This is a genomic window from Acinetobacter nosocomialis, from assembly GCF_041021905.1.
In the GTDB taxonomy this organism is placed as follows: domain Bacteria; phylum Pseudomonadota; class Gammaproteobacteria; order Pseudomonadales; family Moraxellaceae; genus Acinetobacter; species Acinetobacter nosocomialis.
The window spans coordinates 276,534-293,940 of the sequence record NZ_CP157432.1 but is presented as its reverse complement, the minus strand read 5'-3'; the positions used below and the strand labels follow the sequence as shown (position 1 = coordinate 293,940).

General features: G+C 40.7%; 16 protein-coding genes. 8 read left to right on the top strand and 8 right to left on the bottom strand.

Annotated features, from left to right (window positions below):
- The first annotated feature begins 39 nt into the window (after positions 1-39).
- Positions 40-1,179 (top strand): threonine synthase, encoded by a 1,140-nt coding sequence (thrC, locus tag ABLC00_RS01385; protein WP_002048893.1) that lies wholly within the window; start codon positions 40-42, stop codon positions 1,177-1,179.
- Between the two features lie 108 nt (positions 1,180-1,287).
- On the opposite strand, the gene pbpG is transcribed toward thrC, so the two are convergent.
- Complete coding sequence (gene pbpG / locus ABLC00_RS01380; RefSeq protein WP_004710943.1) at positions 1,288-2,334, bottom strand: D-alanyl-D-alanine endopeptidase PBP7/8; 1,047 nt, start codon at positions 2,332-2,334, stop codon at positions 1,288-1,290.
- A gap of 211 nt (positions 2,335-2,545) precedes the next feature.
- Between pbpG and ABLC00_RS01375 the strand changes: the two genes are divergently transcribed.
- The 3 genes from ABLC00_RS01375 to ABLC00_RS01365 are packed head-to-tail and all read left to right on the top strand — an operon-like array spanning position 2,546 to position 6,205.
- The gene (locus ABLC00_RS01375; RefSeq protein WP_000633799.1) at positions 2,546-3,181 is read left to right on the top strand and encodes a response regulator; all 636 of its coding nucleotides are present in this window, start codon (positions 2,546-2,548) and stop codon (positions 3,179-3,181) included.
- A 10-nt stretch (positions 3,182-3,191) separates the two neighbouring features.
- Complete coding sequence (locus ABLC00_RS01370; RefSeq protein WP_348941171.1) at positions 3,192-4,760, top strand: PAS domain-containing sensor histidine kinase; 1,569 nt, start codon at positions 3,192-3,194, stop codon at positions 4,758-4,760.
- Between the two features lie 23 nt (positions 4,761-4,783).
- A complete protein-coding gene (locus ABLC00_RS01365) occupies positions 4,784-6,205 on the top strand; it encodes a sigma-54 dependent transcriptional regulator (RefSeq protein WP_033846927.1) in 1,422 nt (473 codons plus the stop codon).
- Between the two features lie 3 nt (positions 6,206-6,208).
- Here the strand turns inward: ABLC00_RS01365 and ABLC00_RS01360 are convergent, their stop codons facing one another.
- The 4 genes from ABLC00_RS01360 to lptF form a co-directional block, all read right to left on the bottom strand.
- On the bottom strand, positions 6,209-7,393 hold the full coding sequence (locus ABLC00_RS01360) for a S41 family peptidase (protein ID WP_348941169.1): 1,185 nt from the start codon (positions 7,391-7,393) through the stop codon (positions 6,209-6,211).
- A gap of 15 nt (positions 7,394-7,408) precedes the next feature.
- The gene (gene gpmI / locus ABLC00_RS01355; RefSeq protein ID WP_022575138.1) at positions 7,409-8,956 is read right to left on the bottom strand and encodes a 2,3-bisphosphoglycerate-independent phosphoglycerate mutase; all 1,548 of its coding nucleotides are present in this window, start codon (positions 8,954-8,956) and stop codon (positions 7,409-7,411) included.
- 125 nt (positions 8,957-9,081) lie between these two features.
- Positions 9,082-10,152, bottom strand: a complete 1,071-nt coding sequence (lptG, locus tag ABLC00_RS01350; protein ID WP_002048976.1) for an LPS export ABC transporter permease LptG — start codon at positions 10,150-10,152, stop codon at positions 9,082-9,084.
- On the bottom strand, positions 10,152-11,252 hold the full coding sequence (gene lptF / locus ABLC00_RS01345; protein WP_002048889.1) for an LPS export ABC transporter permease LptF: 1,101 nt from the start codon (positions 11,250-11,252) through the stop codon (positions 10,152-10,154). Before lptF ends, lptG begins: the two co-directional genes overlap by 1 nt.
- 143 nt (positions 11,253-11,395) lie before the next feature.
- Between lptF and ABLC00_RS01340 the strand changes: the two genes are divergently transcribed.
- From ABLC00_RS01340 to ABLC00_RS01325, 4 genes are all read left to right on the top strand, one after another.
- Positions 11,396-12,844, top strand: coding sequence for a leucyl aminopeptidase (locus ABLC00_RS01340; protein ID WP_033846926.1), 1,449 nt, complete (start codon positions 11,396-11,398; stop codon positions 12,842-12,844).
- Positions 12,837-13,244, top strand: coding sequence for a DNA polymerase III subunit chi (locus ABLC00_RS01335; RefSeq protein ID WP_006581179.1), 408 nt, complete (start codon positions 12,837-12,839; stop codon positions 13,242-13,244). The genes ABLC00_RS01340 and ABLC00_RS01335 overlap by 8 nt, the downstream gene beginning before the upstream one ends.
- Before the next feature lie 38 nt (positions 13,245-13,282).
- Positions 13,283-13,921, top strand: a complete 639-nt coding sequence (locus tag ABLC00_RS01330; RefSeq protein WP_017393526.1) for a hypothetical protein — start codon at positions 13,283-13,285, stop codon at positions 13,919-13,921.
- 130 nt (positions 13,922-14,051) lie between these two features.
- Positions 14,052-14,270 carry a hypothetical protein gene (locus ABLC00_RS01325; RefSeq protein WP_002048916.1) on the top strand — a complete coding sequence of 73 codons (219 nt, stop codon included), beginning with the start codon at positions 14,052-14,054 and terminating at the stop codon, positions 14,268-14,270.
- Between the two features lie 59 nt (positions 14,271-14,329).
- Here the strand turns inward: ABLC00_RS01325 and ABLC00_RS01320 are convergent, their stop codons facing one another.
- Genes ABLC00_RS01320 through ribD form a run of 3 tightly spaced genes read right to left on the bottom strand, consistent with a single transcriptional unit; the run spans position 14,330 to position 17,406 of the window.
- Complete coding sequence (locus ABLC00_RS01320) at positions 14,330-14,989, bottom strand: riboflavin synthase (protein ID WP_004710964.1); 660 nt, start codon at positions 14,987-14,989, stop codon at positions 14,330-14,332.
- Between the two features lie 42 nt (positions 14,990-15,031).
- Positions 15,032-16,324: a DNA adenine methylase gene (locus tag ABLC00_RS01315; protein WP_001083669.1), complete on the bottom strand. Its 1,293-nt coding sequence runs from the start codon at positions 16,322-16,324 to the stop codon at positions 15,032-15,034.
- Positions 16,321-17,406: a bifunctional diaminohydroxyphosphoribosylaminopyrimidine deaminase/5-amino-6-(5-phosphoribosylamino)uracil reductase RibD gene (ribD, locus tag ABLC00_RS01310; protein WP_033846925.1), complete on the bottom strand. Its 1,086-nt coding sequence runs from the start codon at positions 17,404-17,406 to the stop codon at positions 16,321-16,323. The genes ABLC00_RS01315 and ribD overlap by 4 nt, the downstream gene beginning before the upstream one ends.
- Between the last annotated feature and the right edge of the window lies 1 nt (position 17,407).

Genomic DNA, 17,407 nt, shown 5'->3' with positions numbered 1-17,407 from the left:
ATTCCCTCTCCCGCTTCACCTCATAATTGGAACACCATCATGTCTAATGCCAATCGTTATACTGGTCTTGTAGATCGTTATCGTGACCGTTTGCCAGTTTCGGCAACTACTCGTGCTATCTCTTTGGGTGAAGGCAACACCCCTCTCATTAAACTTGAGAATATTCCACGTATTATTGGCAAAGATGTTGAAATTTATGTGAAATATGAGGGCTTAAACCCGACTGGTTCATTTAAAGACCGTGGTATGACCATGGCTGTAACCAAAGCGGTTGAAGAAGGTTCTAAAGCAATTATCTGTGCATCTACAGGTAACACTTCTGCTGCTGCCGCCGCATACGCTGCGCGTGCTGGTATCAAAGCATTTGTTTTGATCCCAGAAGGCAAAATCGCGATGGGTAAAATGGCTCAAGCCATGATGTATGGTGCGATCACTATGCAAATCCGTGGTAACTTCGATGATGGCATGCGTCTAGTAAAAGAAGTGGCTGATCAAGCTCCTGTAACGATTGTAAACTCAATCAACCCTTACCGTTTACAAGGTCAAAAGACGATTGCTTATGAAATTGTTGAAGCTTTAGGCCGTGCACCTGACTATCACTGCTTGCCAGTAGGTAACGCAGGTAACATCACCGCTCACTGGATGGGTTATACAGAAGCTGTAGCAAACCAACCTGCTGATCAGTTCGAACAAGTTATATATGATGCTGCGACCGATCAATTTACCGGTCCTAAACCAGAAGGCTTACCAACAATGGTAGGTTACCAAGCTTCTGGTGCAGCTCCATTCTTGCGTGGTGCTCCAGTTGAAAGCCCTGAAACAGTTGCAACTGCAATCCGTATTGGTAATCCACAAAGCTGGAACCATGCAAAAGCTGTGGTACGCGACTCTAAAGGCTGGTTTGATGAACTTCAAGACAGCGAAATTTTAGAAGCTCAACGCTTACTTTCTATGTATGAAGGTGTATTTGTTGAGCCAGCGTCTGCTGCTTCTATCGGTGGTGCGATCCGTGACATTAAAGCGGGTAAAATTGCTGAAGGTTCTGTCATCGTATGTACAGTAACTGGTAATGGCTTGAAAGATCCTGATACTGCAATCAAACAATGTGCTGATGCAGTGATGTTGTCAATTGATGCAACAATGGATCAAGTAAAAGATTCGATTTTATCTAATATGTAAAATCTGAATTTTTATAAAAAACGGCTGTATTAAACAGCCGTTTTTTTATGCTATTTAAAATGGCATAAAAAAACGCTTCTTAATAGAAGCGTTTTTAAAATATTTAACTTAAATACGTTTTGGCAAATTACTCAACCAACCTAACAAGTTAGTTGCATCGTTATTACGCGCCTGTGTACTTGGTTCACCAAGCAATACAATGACTGCTGGACGTGAGTTCACAGTAGTATGCATAACAACACAACGGCCTGCTTCATTAATATAGCCAGTCTTAGATAAGTTGATATTCCAACCACCATTACGCACTAAAGCATTGGTATTGTTTGACTTGAGTACACGGTAGCCTAAATTAAAGTCGTAAGTTGGTGTTGTTGAGAATTGACGGATCAAACCATACTGAGACGCTGTACTCGCCAAAATTCCCAAGTCACGCGCCGAAGAGACATTACGTGGGTCTAAACCAGTTGATTCGTAATAATGAGTGGCATTCATACCCAAAGAACGTGCTTTAGCATTCATCGCTGCTACGAATGCAGGACGACCGCCTGGATAAGTACGCGCTAAAGCTGCTGCCGCTGGGTTTTCTGACTTCATTAAAGCAAACAGAAGAACTTCTGCACGGTTCATCTTGTCGCCCACACGTAAGGTAGAGCTTGAGTTCTTACCATTTGCACCGGCAAAATCGATTTGCTCAAGTGTAATTTCTTCTGACATGTTTAAACGCGCATCTGCGGTTACAACTGCTGTCATTAATTTGGTAATAGACGCAATCGGTACTGACGCGTTGGTGTTTTTACTATAAAGGACCTCACCCGTTTGCGCATCCATTACAAGTGCAGCACGTGCACTAACACTCGGCTGGGCATTATAGCCCACGGTATCACGGATTGGAGCAACTCTAGGTGTAGAGCTAATAACTTTCGGTGCATTACTGCCACGTAAAGTTGTAGTAACAGACGTTGAACCTTGCGGAGTCGGCTCATCATCTTCATCATTTAAAAGTTGACTAGCATCCGCTGCAGACCAATTTAAACTTGCAGTACCAGTACTCCCTGAGGACGGGTTATTGACGAGTTCTGCAAAGCTTGTTGAACTCAAACTAAGCAAAATAGACATGCTTAGCACATGCATTAAAGACTTTTTAGAATTTTTCACGGCACAATACTCGACTCAGGGTGACACACATTTGCGCTTACTATCATTATGCCTTACATTTGAGATATAAGGTATAAAGCTTTACCGACACAATTGTGCACAACTATTCGCTCACTATAGAAGAATAGGATTGCTAATTTTGTCATTCCATTGCAAGCTTATTTTGCTTTATGTAACAAAAAACTTGTTTTTTGAAAGAAAGGAGGTCTTCTTGATTACAGTTTTAGTTGTCGATGACCATGAACTGGTACGTACGGGTATTTGCCGTATGTTAGAAGATCATGCAGATGTTGAGGTAATTGGACAAGCCGAATCTGGGGAAGAAGCTATTGCTATCGTTCGCCAGCAACATCCGCAAGTCGTACTACTTGATGTCAACATGCCAGGCATCGGTGGTGTAGAAACAACTCGTCGTTTATTACAAACAGCTCCAGAGACGAAAGTCATTGCTGTAAGTGGCCTTGCCGAAGAACCCTACCCATCTTTATTGCTAAAAGCTGGAGCAAAAGGCTATATCACCAAAGGAGCCCCAATTGCCGAGATGGTTCGTGCAATTAATAAGGTCATGCAGGGTGGTAAATATTTTAGTGCCGATATTGCCGAGCAACTGGCAAGCTCTTATTTATCTGATACTCAACAATCTCCTTTTGATTCGTTATCGGAGCGGGAAATGCAAGTTGCGATGATGGTCGTTAACTGTATTAGCGCACAAGAAATTGCCGATAAACTTTTTGTAAGTGTGAAAACTGTAAATACTTACCGTTACCGTATTTTTGAAAAGTTAGGAATTGATAGTGATGTAAAACTCACACATCTTGCGATTCGTTACGGTCTGATCAAACCATAATCAGACTTACATGCACTCTCCTTTAAATTCATCCCTGTCCCATACGATTTTTCGTTTGGGCACTTGGTATGGTTTATACCGTCTTATTATTGCGGTTAGCCTGAATATTATTTTGGTTTTAACCAATGCTCAAACCGACAATAGTTTGCAGCAACCCTCTTTATATTTTTACACTTTACTAAGCTATTCAATTGTAAGTCTTGTGCAATTGTTATGCTTTAAATTTATTGCTATCCAAACTACTCGGCAGCTTATTTTATTTTTTATTGTCGACATTATTTGTTTAAGCCTCCTTTCATTTTCTGCTGGGGAGCCTAATTTACAAATTAGTTTGCTGTATGTGATTGCAATCTTTACTTCGGCGATTTTGCTCAGTGCAAGAGTGTCTTTAGTTATTACCTTACTTGCGGTTATTGCGGTTATTTATCAACGCTTCGTGGGTAGTTTATTTGACTACAACAATCTAAACACAATCGGTAATAGCGCTTTATTAGCTTTTTTATTTTTCGTTGTTCACGGGATTGGACAAATTGCAGTGCAGCGCTTTAAATTACTTGAGGCACTCACCTTTCACCAGTCAATCGAGCTTTACCAGCTTCAAAATATTAACCGTTATATTTTAGAGCAAATTGAACAAGGCTATTTAGTTTTAGACGAAAATTACGACATTGTTGTTAGCAATCCCGCTGCTTGTTCATTGCTTGGTATTCCTCCCCAGTATGCCAATGAAAAATATCCTTTAGCAAAGTGGCATGCCGATTTATTTGAAATATTGAAGTTTGGCGACTTAAAAGAAAATGACCGATTTATTTTTGAGTCTCGGCTATCGGCTTATTCCATTAATATTAAAGTACAGCATCTTTTAGTGCCGCAACAAGCTCTGACACTACTCATTTTACAAGATGCCCAACAAATTAATCAGCAAGCACAGCAACTTAAACTTGCCGCTTTAGGGCAACTCTCGGCAAGTATTGCACATGAAATCCGCAATCCTCTGGCTGCAATTGTTCAAGCAAATGAGTTACTTAAAGATAGTGATCTCGAACAACAAAATACTTTACGCCATATGATTGGCAAACAAACTAAACGCATTGATAGTATTGTTCAGGACACCTTAGGACTTGCTCGTAGCGAAAGAACACACCCTATTCAGATTGACTTAAACAATTTTATAAATACGCTACTCGATGAAGATTTATCTGACGTTAAGCACTCAATTCAACTCAAAATTTCTGATCGTTCTTTAAAATTTTTATTTGACGAAAAACAACTAAGACAAGTCATGATCAATTTAGTGCGAAATGCTTTACGACATAATGCACCCGACTCACCGAATGTCATGATCAACATTCATTCACAAACAAATAAAATTTATATTGATGTGATCGATTACGGTGAAGGTGTTTCAAAACGTGATATATCTCAATTATTTAAACCATTTTTTAGTACCGAAATTAATGGAACTGGTTTAGGATTATACTTGTCTCATAGTTTTTGTGAGGCAAACCATGCAAAGCTCACCTATGTAGAGCAAAAACAAGGGGCATGCTTCAGAATAGAATGCCCAATAATATTTTGATTTTTTATTAGGTTTTTGGGGAAATGGCAGAACAGCAACCACTCGTTTTGCTTGTAGACGATGAGGAAGATTTGTGCCTTTTAATGCAAATGACACTTGCACGAATGGGGATTAAAACACATCTTGCTTATCGGGTTGAACAGGCCAAACAACTCTTCACACAGTTTCATTACGATGCATGTTTAACCGATCTAAACTTACCCGATGGGAGTGGGTTAGAGTTAGTCAAACATGTCTCTCAAAATTATACAAACACACCCATTGCGGTTTTAACTGCTTACGGCAATATGGATATTGCAATTGCAGCATTAAAAGCAGGGGCTTTTGATTTTGTAAGCAAACCGGTCAACCAAGTACATCTAGATCAATTATTACAGAAAGCCTTAAATCGGCAAAAAATAGAGCATGATTTTGCAGAGAGTGCTCTAGAAAACAAATTATTAATCGGCCGCTCTCAGCCTATTCAACAACTACGCATCGCAATTAAAAAAATTGCTCGTTCTCAAGCACCTGTATTTGTTACTGGCGAGTCTGGAACAGGTAAAGAAGTGGTTGCCAACCTAGTTCATCGGCTGAGTAACCGTAGTGAAGGGCCTTTTATTGCGATTAACTGTGGCGCTATTCCAACTGAACTGATGGAAAGCGAGCTGTTCGGACATAAAAAAGGTAGCTTTACAGGGGCAACGCAAGACAAACAAGGCCTCATTTTATCTGCTCATGGTGGCAGTTTATTTTTAGATGAAATTGCCGAATTACCACTTAGTATGCAGGTTAAATTACTACGCGCAGTACAAGAAAAAAAGATTCGTCCTGTCGGTTCCGATCAGGAAATTGATGTTGATTTTCGGGTGATTAGTGCGAGTCATCAAGACTTAGATTTATTGGTTCGACAAGGCAAATTTCGTCAGGATTTATTCTTCCGTATCCATGTTATGGATCTCATGTTACCGCCTTTACGCGAACGTGGTGAAGATGTCTTGTTACTTGCGAATCACTTTATTCAGAAAATTTGTATGGAGTGGGAAACCCCACTTAAACAATTAACCGAGGGCGCTGAAACTTATCTGCTACAACAACACTTTCCCGGCAATGTTCGCGAATTAAGAAATATGATTGAGCGAGCAATTACTTTAAGTGACGATGCCAATATTGATGTACCACATTTGCACCCTGCCCCTTTAAGAGCAAATATTTCTAATTCAATCGCAACGGTATCTCAAAGCTTTCAGAATCCCGTAGCTACGCCACAGATTGTAAAAAAATTACCAAGTGAGGGTCTAGAGCGTTATTTAGAGAGTATTGAAAAAGATATTCTGCTCAATGCACTCAATATGACCCATTGGAATCGAACCTTAGCAGCTAAAAAATTAGGAATGACTTTCCGTTCTTTACGCTACCGTTTGAAGAAATTTGGGTTAGATACTGAAACTGAACAGGAAGTATAAAGCTTACTTCCTTTTTAGAAGTAGGTCGGCAACACGCTCTAAATAAACTTCGTCTTTCATTTCTGGAGGCAAGGGATAGGTCTGGTTAGGCTGAATACCTTGACCTTCGATCATATTACCATTTGGCGTGTAGTAATGTGAGACCGTCATTTGCAAGGCTGCCCCACTTGGCAAAGGGAAAAGTTTCTGTACAACGCCCTTTCCATAACTTTTTTCACCCATGACCCAAGCACGTTGATGCTCTTTCATTGCAGCAGTAAAAACTTCTGCTGCCGAGGCAGATCGGTGATTAATTAAAATACCAACTTTTATATTTTGAAAATCATTTCCCGGTAAGGCCTGAAATTGCTGATTACCTTCTGAACGACTTTTTGTAGAAACAATAATGCCATGATTTAAAAATAAATCGGCTGACTCAACAGCAGCAGATAGCAGCCCGCCTGGGTTATTTCTTAAATCAATTAATACAGCTTTTAAACGCGAAGAACTATTTTCTTCAATTAAACGTTTAATTTCATTGGCGGTATCTTGCTGGAATACTCTAATTTTTAGTACCAATACCTGATTATGTAACATGACAGGTTCGATATCAGTTTCAATCTTTTTATTACGGACTAAACTGATTGGAGTATTTGACTCTTCTGTCTGTACTTGCAGCGTTGAACCTATTGAACCATACAACAAACCAAGCACCTGATCTTGGGTTAGATTTTTAAGTTCCTGATTATCTATCTTTAAAATGGTCTGTCCATTTCTCAAGCCTAGTTTATATGAATCAGAACCTGCCTTCAGGTCACGAATCATCCATTTATGGACATGTGCTTCTGGGCTTAATGCAAAATCAACCGAAGCAAGATCACCTTCGGTGTATTGAATGAGTTGACGGTATTCTTCAGCTGACAAATAGCGTGAGTAACGGTCTAGACCACTAACAAGACCTTTAATTGCTTGTAAAAATAAAGCATCGTCCGATTTTTCATCGACATAGTTATCGCGAACAATCCCATAAATTTGTACAAACTGCTGAATCGACTCAATAGGGACTTCTGCATAACTTTCTTCTGATTCTGGTGAATCAGCATGCTGAGGCGATAATTTTTCTTTTACAACAGGAGCACCAAGAGCAAACTGGCTGCAACACATCAATACACTACCCAAAAAAGCTTTATATATATTGTGTTGCAGCATTTATTCACCTATCGCTTATGCAGATAATGTAATCAGATTACGACCTTGCATTTCCGCAGGTACAGGAATCTGCATTAGATGAAGGATAGTCGGTGCAACATCTGCAAGTACACCACCTTCTGCGATAGTCGCTTGTGTTGGACCAACATAAATAAATGGTACAAGCTCTGTTGTATGTTGTGTATGAACTTGGCCACTTTCGTAGTCCTGCATTTGCTCAACATTACCATGGTCAGCAGTAATAAGCATATGACCTTTCTTGGCCATCACAGCTTCGTATACACGACCTAAACATGTATCAACTGCTTCAACCGCCTTAACCGCGGCATCAAATACGCCTGTATGACCGACCATATCACCATTGGCATAATTCACAACAAGTAAATCGTACTCACCCGAGTTAATTGCCTTAACGAGTTCATCAGTTACTTCATAAGCACTCATTTCAGGCTTTAGATCATATGTCGCAACGTTTGGTGATGGAATTAGAATACGCTTCTCACCTGGGTATTCATCTTCTCGACCACCACTAAAGAAGAAAGTCACATGCGCATATTTTTCTGTTTCAGCAATACGTAATTGCGTTTTGCCAAGAGAAGATAAATATTCACCAAGTGAGTTTTTCAACTCTTCAGGCATATATGCCACAGGTGCATCAATGCTGGCCTGATAACGTGTCAACATGACAAATTTAGAAAGGTTCGGTACAACTTTACGCTCAAAACCTGCGAAGTCCTTTTCAACAAACGCACGTGTAATTTCACGAGCACGGTCAGCACGGAAGTTCATGAAAACAACGCTATCGCCATCTTGAACTTTAGCCACATCACCAATACGAGTTGCTTTCACAAATTCATCATTTTCATTGGCTGCATATGCAAGTTCTAAACCTTCAACAGCAGTATTTGCTGTACGAACTGCTTCACCTTCGGTCAATAGGCGGTAAGCCTGTTCTACACGATCCCAACGATTATCACGATCCATTGCAAAATAGCGGCCAATCATAGTTGCAATACGGCCCTTGCCTTCATATTGAGCAAATAGAGCGTCTAATTTTTCTAGTGAAGATTGTGCACTACGTGGAGGAGTATCACGACCATCAAGGAATGCATGAAGATAAACTTTTGCACCACGTTTTAATGCGAGTTCACACATCGCCACAATGTGGTCTTCATGTGAGTGAACGCCACCTTCTGAGAGCAAGCCCATAATATGAACTGCACCACCAGCAGCTTTGGCTTTTTCAACAGCATCAATTAATACTTCATGTTTGAAAAAGTCACCAGTACGGATGTCTTTAGTAATACGGGTAAAATCTTGATACAACACACGTCCAGCGCCAAGATTCATATGGCCAACTTCAGAATTACCCATTTGTCCATCAGGTAGACCTACATCTTCACCAGAACCAGAAATAAGACTATTTGGATGCTTTGCTTTCATTGCAGTTAAATTCGGGGTTTTTGCTGCAAGAAAAGCATTATCTTCAATCGCTTCACGGTGTCCAACACCATCCATAATGACCAGAACGTGAGGGATCTTGCCAGCAGTTGCATCCGTCATAATCAATTTCTCTTTTGTCTACAATTTCATCGCAATATCTTACCGAATTTTCGGTGAAGACTCTATTTTTTCCTATGGCTTTCACCAATGCATCTCATTGAGAAAGCCATTTATATTCTTTCGGATTAGCGAGCACGGTAAAGTAAGTAACTACCGGCACCAAACATTAAAATAATAGGTACAAGTACAAACCACGCTGGTGAAGGCGCGTATACCAAACTTGCGTAACCCAAGAAATCTTGTAAGTAATAAAAGCCTAAACCGATAAAGAGTGCGATCACCAAACGAAAGCCCATTGACTGTTGACGCAGTGGACCAAAAATAAAAGAACAAGCCACTAATACAAGCGTAATCAATGAAAATGGAGAAGCAACTTTTTGCCAGAAAGCCAATTGGTAAGTTTTAGGAACTTGGCTATATTCATCCATATAGCGCATAAAACTAATGAGCTGACTTGGAGATAAGTCTTCAGGGTCTAAAGTCACCATGTGGACATATTTAGGTTGTAGAGCCAATCCTAAAGACTGCTGATCATGATTATTTAGTATCGAATTACCATCTGTCAGAATGTCTGTCTGGCTGGCTTTTTGCAAAGACCATTGACCATCTTTAATAAACTTTCCTTGCTCTGCATTAATTACAGACTGCAAGTGATATTCTTTATCAAAGTCGACAACCTGAATATCTCTTAAGTTTCCTTGTGAGTTCGCATAGTCAATATAAATAAAACGTTGTCCTTCTCTTGACCAATAGCCTTTTACTTCGCCTAGAGCAGCAACTGAACGATGACTTTTGATACTTTGTGCTTTCTCATTGGTATAGGGAACAACCCATTCACTTAACGCAAAAGATAAAACAATCAGTAGCAAAGCTGAGCGCATTACCCAGCCCACAATACGCCATAAACTGATCCCAACCGAGCGCATCACGATGAGTTCACTGTTGGATGCTAAAGCGCCCAATCCAATTACCGCACCAATTAAAGCTGAAATAGGCAAAATTTCATATAGATAACGAGGAGCACCCCATAACACATAGATAAAAGCTTGCCATGCATTATAGTCAGGCTTTAACTCACCCAGTTCACCTAAATAGGTAAACAAGACTTGCAAAACAGATAAGACAATGGTGGTACCGAACATTGCAAGCGCAGTGGTTTTCGTCACATATTTGGCGACTATTCGACGTGCTAACATTATAATTTCACTCGCTTGATCTGTTTCTTGATTTTCGGCCCTAATTTCTGTTTACGTGAAAATAAGGCAGCTGCAATTGCATAAACCAATAAAGCCGCTGGATACGCCCAAATATCGAGCTCACCTTTACTAATACGAGTCTTAATCGCAATCATAAGTACAATCAAGCTCGCAAAAATAAAAATAGATGGAATGAGACGATAATAACGACCTTGTCGAGGACTCACCTCAGACAACGCAACCGACATCATGAGAGCAACAATAATGGTAAACGGACCGAATAAACGCCAACCTAATTCACTTCTAATGACTGGATCATTTGTTTTAGCCAATAGTTTAGAGGTTGGAAGTGCTTCTACGTCACTACTCTCAAACTTGACGTCTTTATCATTCTCAAGTCTTAAACGATAAGACTGAAACTCTGCTTGCGTATATTTAGGTTGTCCCGGATATATTTCATAACGGCGCCCTTGAACCAGATCGACGACATTGGCAGTATCATTGGCAACCTCAACACGTGTCGCCTCTTTCGCCAAAATCATGACATCTGGTTTGCCTTCTTTGGCAGCCCGCTGGTAAAAGAAAATATCCTTGAGGTTTTTACGGTCTTCCGACAGTGAACCTGCATAAATCGTATAAGGTCCTGAAGAAATAAACTCTCTTGGTCGAACCAAGTCAAAGCCTGTCCGTACAGCTTGGGTCGTTGTTAATTTTTCAAATTCACGTAGTCCCCACGGCGTCATCCACAGCATAAGCACAGACTGACAAACCATATAAACCAGTGTCATTGGAATGAGTAAGCGTGCCAATTGATGACGGCTTACCCCGCTACCATTCAAGACAGCCATTTCATGGTCAACATATAAACGACCAAACACCAACATTAAACCAATAAAAAATCCCAGTGGTAAAATGAGTGTTAAAAATTCAGGTAAGCGGTATCCAATGATGCTAAATAAAATACTTGCATCTAAACGCCCCTGTGCCGCCACACCAAAGTATTTGATCAGACGACCACCCATCATGATTAGGGTCAATAATGCGATGACCACCAATGAGGTAGAGACAACTTGCTTGACGAGATAACGCCGAATAATCAAATTAATACTTCCAAAAGGCTAAACGGGACGAACGCTAGTTTACCCGAATGTTAAAAATATAAAACCGCACATTGCAACGCTATGCTTGAAAGTGTTTCAATGTTTTAATTCAACATAACTTTCTATAGGCAATCACGGCAGCCATGAAATTTACAACTTATACAACTTTTCCTGAACAAACATCTAATGAATCTTTGTGGGTTTTAGTTGATTCAGAACAGCTACAAAGCAGCCTCAATACATATCAAATCAATAACCTAGAAAGTATTCTTACGGCGACTCAATATAAAGCTAACTTCAATGAGACACTGCCATTATTTGGTCAGCTTAGCAATCAACCTCACAGCCAACTACTTGGTTTAGGAAAAGCAGCTGAACTTCAAGCAGTTAAGTTAGCAAAATTGGCACAAACCATTATCAAATCGACACAAAATAAATTTAAGCATATCGCAATTGATATTGCTGCATTACCTGTCGAATACCATTATTTATTTGCATTAAGCTTAACTCAAGCAGCTTATGGTTATGATGAGTTTAAATCGAAAAAAAATGAATTTGTGTTACAACAAGTTGATTTAATTAGTCCACACACTAGCCTTGATGAAAATCAACTTGCTTTAGTACATGCCGTACAATCTGGTCAATCTTTTGCGCGTGACTTAGGTAACCGTCCAGGTAATATCTGTTTCCCTGAATATTTGGCTGAACAGGCTTTAGCTTTAGCAGCAGAATTCCCTGATTTACTCAAAGTGACTGTCTTAAATGAGCAGCAAATGGCTGACTTAGGCATGTATGCTTTCCTTGCTGTGAGTAAAGGATCTGAGCGTCCGGGTCGTATTGTCACTCTTGAATACCAAGCACAGCTTGAACAAGCCCCTGTCGTACTTGTCGGTAAAGGCGTTACTTTTGATACAGGCGGTATTTCTTTAAAACCAGGCCTTGGCATGGATGAAATGAAGTTCGATATGTGTGGTGCAGCCTCTGTACTTGGTACGATTCGCGCACTATGTGAAGCACGCCTTCCAATTCATGTGGTGGGTGCGATTGCAGCAGCAGAAAATATGCCTTCGGGTAAAGCGACCCGCCCAGGCGATATCGTAACGACCATGAGCGGCCAAACTGTTGAAATTTTAAATACTGACGCTGAAGGCCGTTTAGTTCTTTGCGATACGTTAACGTATATCAAACGTTTCAATCCGGCAGTTGTGATTGATATCGCAACATTAACCGGTGCTTGTGTAGTGGCATTAGGTAAAGTGTTAAGCGGTTTGTTCTCTCCTGACGATGCTTTAGCAACTGAGCTACAACAAGCTGGTGAGCAGTCATTCGACCGTGTATGGCGCATGCCAGTGATTGATGATTATCAAGAACTCTTGGACTCACCTTTTGCAGATATCGCTAACATTGGTGGACCACACGGTGGTGCAATTACAGCGGCCTGCTTCCTTGAGCGTTTTACTCGTGACTATCGTTGGGCTCACCTAGATGTAGCAGGAACAGCTTGGTTATCAGGTACAGCAAAAGGTGCAACTGGCCGTCCAGTACCACTACTTATGCAATTCTTGGCTAACCGTGTAAATACGAATGGCTAAAGTTAGCTTTTATCTGTTTGAAACCAGTGAAGAACGGCAAGTCGATAGTGCTTGCCGTTTATGTCGAAAGATCTTACTAAAGCATTCAAACATCTGGTGGTATTGCCCAGATGTACAGCTACAACAGACACTTGATGAAAAATTGTGGAGCTTTGATCCGACCAGTTTCATTGCGCATGGGATTGATCAGGCAGACGCAGCAGTATGTATTTCGGCTAAACAACCTTCTGAACAAGGCTGGTTGGTATTTAATTTTAACAATCATGCACTTGAACAAGTGAATCATTTTAGCCACATTATAGAAATTGTTGAAAATAATGAAGCAGCCAAGCAAATTGGCCGAGAAAAATTTAAAATGTATCGTCGTTTAGGTATAGAACCTCGAACCTTTAAATTATAACGCGCTAAAATGTAGATACTGTTGAGCAAAGGAGAACTGTGGTGGCATTAAATGTCGGGCAAGATTTTAAAAAAAGATGGTTAAATGCGCCTGAAGCTGTCCGTCATGCCTATCAACAGGATTTGGCACGTATTTGTGATTTATTAGAGCCTCAGACGCCTATTCAACTTTGGGTACTCAATGATGAGAAGGCACAGCTAGAATCACAGCAAAACATTGAACAAGCTTATGCTGACTTAAAAGCAGAGTTAATCGAACAGGCACGTATTCGTCGTCAGCTTGCTTTAGAAAAGTCTCTTGCAGATAAGCGCGCAATGGAAGCAGCCTATGCTGCTGAATTACAAGCAGACGAAGTTCGTAAATTTAGTGAACAAACTCAAGCTCTACAAGCTTTCCGCAGTCATTTAGAACAAGAAGTTGCTGAACACACTGCGCGTTATCAGAAAAATCCTGAAACACCAGCAGTGAACTACTCTTCTGGGGTAAAGCTTAGCATTACCGATGACCAAATCTTATCTGAGCTTGAAAGTTTACGTATTCGTTTAGAGCTTGAAGCTGAGAACTTAATTGAACAGTCTGTTACGGCTTTCCGAGCTAAGCTAAATTCGGCAGCTCAAGAAGAAATTGAATATATTTTAAAAAATTCTAAGTTTTCTGATGAAAAAATAGAAAAGTAAAGTTTATACAACGTTCCTTGTCATAAAAATGACATTTAATTGTCACAAAATAGTCATGCATAATATTCTTTTAGTTCAAATAATTATTAGAATAACGCATGTGTATTTATGAAAATTAATGAGGGTAAAAATGGACATTCCACATCAGATTTCAATGCAACTTGAGCAGCTTAATCAGGGTGAGCAATGGACATTTTCAGCACAAGAACTTTATATGAGTCATAACGACTTTAATTCACTTTCAATTTTACTCACACGAGCGTCAGAAAAAGGTGAGTTTTCAATTACACGCACCCAGCATAATAAACCATGGGTAGGCACACACTCGGTTACTCTGACCAAACATTAATTTCAAAAATAAAAAACCGGAACATATGTCCGGTTTTTTTATTTTAGCGATTTAAAACTTTATTTTAAAAAGCCATTTTCAGCTAAGAAAGCCATACTAATATTTGACTCGGTTTTTTGTTCAGCAGCTTTATCACCCAGTAATAAACGCTCAATATAACGCGCTAATACATCGACTTCTAGGTTAACTTTGCTACCGACTTGCCAGGTTCCAATATTGGTACGTTCTGCTGTGTGCGGAATTAAGTTCAAACTTAAAATATTACCGCGTAAATGATTAATGGTTAAACTAATACCATCTACTGTCACAGAACCTTTCTCTGCTAAGTATTTAGCAAGTTCTACAGGTGCTGTCACTTCATAATAAATTGAGCGAGCATCTTCACGGACTACGGTAATTTCACCTACACCATCAACATGACCACTTACAATGTGTCCACCAAAACGGGTTGTTGGCAGCATCGCCTTTTCAACATTGACACGTTGACCCACTTTCCAGTTACCCAAAGTGGTACGGTTTAAACTTTCGCGAGAAACATCAGCTGCGTACCAATTATCCCCCCACTCAATAACGGTGAGACAGATCCCATTGGTTGCAATTGAGTCACCTAAATGTACATCCGACATATCCAAATCGGTTTGAATACGTAAACGCACATCGCCACCTACACTTTGCAGGCTTTCTACTTTACCTAAACTTTCAATAATGCCTGTAAACATGGCTCAATCTCCAAATCTTTTACACTGCTTAAATTGCAGCGCTTACCAAAGTGCGAGCTGCGTACTGTTACCTGAAGTATCTACACCACCTAGCTCGGCAAAGTGGTAAAGCTGGCCTAACAATTGACGTAACGGCGGCCCTGGTTTGGCATGAGTATCTGTAATCACAATAAACTCAAGCACACGTGCGCGCTCTGACTGACGTTGTTTACTTACGCGATAACGTGGAACATCTTGAGTCAATAAAGTGACTTTTCCACGCTCCAGATTGGCCATTAGTAAGTCTTTTGGCTCAATATTACCATCGGTGGAATAACTGGTCAGAATATAACGCGCATTGATGGTTGAAAGTAATTTTTCATACGCATCTTTTGCATGTTTAGACGAGTTGTATGGACTTGGACGCTCTTTACGCCATGCACGGTCAATACCACTCTTATAACCTTTCGTGTCTGGCGGTGGTAGGTCGACTTGATCCCATAACGTCAATGCATTTAAAACGTGGTAGTTACTACTATAAGCATGCTGGTTATAAGGTGGGTCAAGATAGGCTACATCTACTTCAAAACCGCTCATCTGATTTGCTAAATGCTGAGCATCTACACACCACATTTCAGCAGCTGGACGCTTACGGTCACCAATCTCACAAAAACGGCTCGGTGTGAGCCACAGCAATGATTCAATTCGTTCTAAGGCCGTTTGTGTACGTCCGCCCCACCCTTGGTGGAAGCTTTTAAATACACCACTGGTATTACTCACAAAACTTGCCGAATAGAGTAATGGCGCAAGCAAGGCACTCATTTCTACATCATTAATTGCGCCTTGTGCCTGCCATGTTGCAATCTGCTGGCGAATCGCATCAATGCGCATACCATTACGACGCTTAAAGAACAAACGGTCACGAGATGGATCATAGACATCATCATTACGAGGGCAAAGGTTATGCGTTACCCAACCTTTAACCTCAGGTAAGCGGTTTAAATAATCGATGGCTTTCTGGTAGCCACCAAGCTCTTTAAACGCGGGTGCATCGACACACGCTAAAATTGCATGATTTAAAGCATGGCTATAAGGTTCCCAGTCATTTGCAATGACTCGGTAACCGTTTTGGCGTGCCAAGCGAGACACCACACCACTACCTGCGAAGAAGTCGGCAAAAATCGGAGGATTCTTTTTCTTGCTGTTCAGCGTCCCTGTAATTTCCAGAGCTTCTAAAATCAAGTGGAGCAATCGGCGCTTGTTACCCAAGTATGGTACAAGCTGATGAAAAAGATATTCGTCTGTCGTGCGGGCTGCATGACGACGTTTGTGGTAAACCGAAGGCTCTGAATTCATACTTTCTCTTGCGTAGGGATTAACCTTAAGCGTATATCTTGATCAAGTTGTATTACATCAAGAAGTTTAAAACGAAGTTGCTGTGCCATATATTCAAAATCTGCGTTGAACATGGCTCTTGCACTTTGCCCCAATAAAGTCGGGGCAACATAACTGATCATTTCATCTACCAAACCTTCTTGCAAAAAGACGGTAGACAATGTTGCGCCAGCTTCAACCAGCACATCATAAATTTGGTATTGCTTAGATAAGGCCTGTAATAGTGTTTTTAAAGGCTGAATTTCTAATTGTATCACGCCTAAGTCAGCAAGTTCCTGACGATATGGCCCCATCACCATGACAGTTTCAGGATTTTCTAAAATTTTAGCAGTGAGCGGTAAACGCCCTCTTCGATCTAGAATTACCCGTTTTGGCTGCGCAACTGTTTCGATATCAAGATTATGGAGTGACCGTACATTAAGCTGACAGTCATCAGCAATCACAGTATCAATACCTGTAATCACGGCACCTGAAATCGCACGCCAATGTTGGACATCTTGACGAGCAGCAGAACCAGTAATCCACTTCGACTCACCCGATGCCATTGCAGTACGCCCATCTAAACTAGAAGCAACTTTTAAACGCACATATGGCATGCCCGTAGACATCGCTTTTAAAAAGCCTTGATTAAGTTTGGCTGCCAAATCTTCACAAATCCCGATTTCTACTTCAATACCGGCATTTTTTAAGATCTGAACACCTTTACCTGCAACAAGCGGATTGGGATCGGGACACGCCACCACCACTTTTTTAACCTGTGCTTTAACCAATGCTTCAGCACACGGCGGGGTTCGTCCATAATGAGCACAAGGCTCAAGCGTCACATAAGCGGTTGCACCTTGTGCTTGTTCACCCGCCTGACGCAGCGCAAAAACTTCAGCATGAGGTTGACCAGCTTTCGGATGAAAACCTTCACCAATCACTTGATTGTCTTTGACAATAACACAACCGACATTTGGATTTGGTTTTGTCGAATAGAGTCCTCGTTTGGCAAGTTCAATGGCTTGCTGCATCCAGTACTGATCTTGTTTCAACTCAGACATA